A 2,103-nucleotide genomic window follows, 5' to 3' on the forward strand; every position below is an offset into this window, starting at 1 on the left:
TGTGCTCCCCACTTTCCAGGGACCAGACTAAATCAAAGGAATTATCTGCAAAGGGCATAGCCTGTGCATCGGCTACCAAAAACTGAGCACAAGGAGCAGTGCTGCGGTCAAGCTGAGCCGATCGGGCACGTTCCCTAGCACGTTCTGCCTGTACTGGGCTGAGGGTAATTCCGGTGACACTAGCTTGGTAACGGTCTGCCAAATACAGGCTGCTGCCACCAATACCACAACCCACGTCCAAAATAGTGCGAGGGGCATCTACCTTTGCCCATGCCAGCAATTCATCAATCAAATCAATTTGAGCTTGGCGGCGATCTTTGTGCTGACGACCGTCAACCCCATAATAGCCATGGTGCATATGCTCTCCCCATACCTGTTCCCACAGACCAGAGGAAGCATCATAAAATTGTCGGATCCGCTGGTGGAGAGTGCTTGTCATGAGCGATAAACCTAAATCCGCTTAGTGTGATAGGGCGACGGTAGACCCCGCTTGCTGTGAAAGTCATCTTGTACCTTGCGGGTAAGGCGATTGGAAACTTCACGTACAATCTGGCGCAGGAGGTGGTTCCCTGTATTTTGCAGCATGGTATGGGGCAAGCGATAGATAAAGCGAGGAAATTGGATCCATACAGTAAGCTGGAGATCCCACTCAACGCGAGTCAAGACGGATAGCTTGGTGATAGTGCCATTGCGTTTGTCTTGTAGTGTGATCTCTTGGCTGGCATCTTCCACCAGGGTCATGGAGGCTTGAAAATCTATTTCATAGCCGGGTGCTTCATAGCCTGGAATTGGGATGGTTTGAATGCGGTAAACTCGATTCTCTGCTGGAATCAAATCTAGGCCAATCCTGGGTTCCACTTGATAGCCAAAGGCTCCAAAGCGCCCGATCGTAAGAGCATAGCCTGTAGTGCCGATCGGTTCTGCTTTCATAGGTGCAGCACAATCCTTAAACCAGCCACCGTGGACATCAAAGTAAGTTTCTACCGTTGCTGTGTCAGCATACATTTCCATGGCATCTACAAACCGTGTGAAAAATCGAAATGGTTTCACAGGAGTAGTGACATCCTTATCCAAGGTTTCATCCTCTACCGACATGGAATCACTATCAGATAGAGCTTCAATGTTGGATAAAGCCTCAGCCGGAGTTTCTGCATGATTTTGAGTCGGGTAGTCCGCTGGCATGGTGGATTGAGAAATCCCTAATGAATGCACTATTGCCCAGCATAGCGCACTTTTTTGCCAAGGTTTGTCAAGGGTTTGTCTGCAAATGCTTGTCACTAGGTGAAGCTGGCTGTAACACCAACTGGCGTAGATACGATCGCCAACTAGGGTGCAAATACCGCTGCCGCAGAACATCCCAGTTGGTCATCGCTGTAGTTTGGCCGTCGGTGATTGCTTGGCATAACCCAGCAGGCACACCTGTTTTCGGTAAAACCTGGGCAAGCTGGGTCTGCAACACTTGGCAATCGTGTAACGTTCCTAAATTAGACTGCACTGCTTTGATTTCAGCAATCCAAGCTCGAAACTCATCGCCGTAGAACTCTAGAAAAAACTCTGCTTGGTATCGTACCCGTTTACAGGCTTTGCGTAATTGATGGAACAGGTGACTGTTGGCATCAGATATATCGGCTAGAGCAATCAGCCAGGCAGGATGTAGCAGTAATCGAGACAGTAAGGGGCTGAGTAAGTCTGGTATCAGCGACCCTAGCGGTAGGGTAGCCAATGGCTGATAGGTAGGGTGCTGTAACCAAGCATCCCAATCTGCTTTGAACTGGGCATGGGCACTGCTGGATAATACTTGCTGCACCCGGCTAAACGCTTGGGCACGATATTTGCGCAGGGCTTTGTGGGCAGTCTTGAGGACCGGACGCTCTAGATCGCTTAGGGTTGGGGCGTAGCGATCGTTTAACTCTGCAATCTGCACATCTAAATCTCTCAGCTTGCCTAACACCCGCATTAGGGTTTGCAGGCGCTTGCCCCGAATAGATTTAGGTAGCTCTACGACCCGATCAAACACTTGCAGGGCTGTTTCTAGCCGTCGCAACTCTACCCGCATCTGGTGTAAATCTTCAGGATCTCGATCGGCTAGCACCTTCTTTTCTA

3 protein-coding genes are annotated in these 2,103 nt (G+C 49.8%); all 3 read right to left on the reverse strand.

Features of this window, described 5'->3' with window-relative positions; all coding sequences use genetic code 11:
- Window positions 1-439 (reverse strand): methyltransferase domain-containing protein (locus tag NZ772_17895; GenBank protein ID MCS6815427.1); only part of this gene is annotated, 439 nt, incomplete at its 3' end.
- Window positions 440-450: 11 nt separating this feature from the next.
- The gene (locus tag NZ772_17900) at window positions 451-1,182 is read right to left on the reverse strand and encodes a DUF1997 domain-containing protein (GenBank protein ID MCS6815428.1); all 732 of its coding nucleotides are present in this window, start codon (window positions 1,180-1,182) and stop codon (window positions 451-453) included.
- Window positions 1,183-1,249: 67 nt separating this feature from the next.
- On the reverse strand, window positions 1,250-2,103 hold an 854-nt coding region (locus NZ772_17905), incomplete at its 5' end, for a CHAD domain-containing protein (GenBank protein MCS6815429.1).

Source organism: Cyanobacteriota bacterium, assembly GCA_025054735.1.
GTDB lineage: Bacteria > Cyanobacteriota > Cyanobacteriia > SKYG9 > SKYG9 > SKYG9.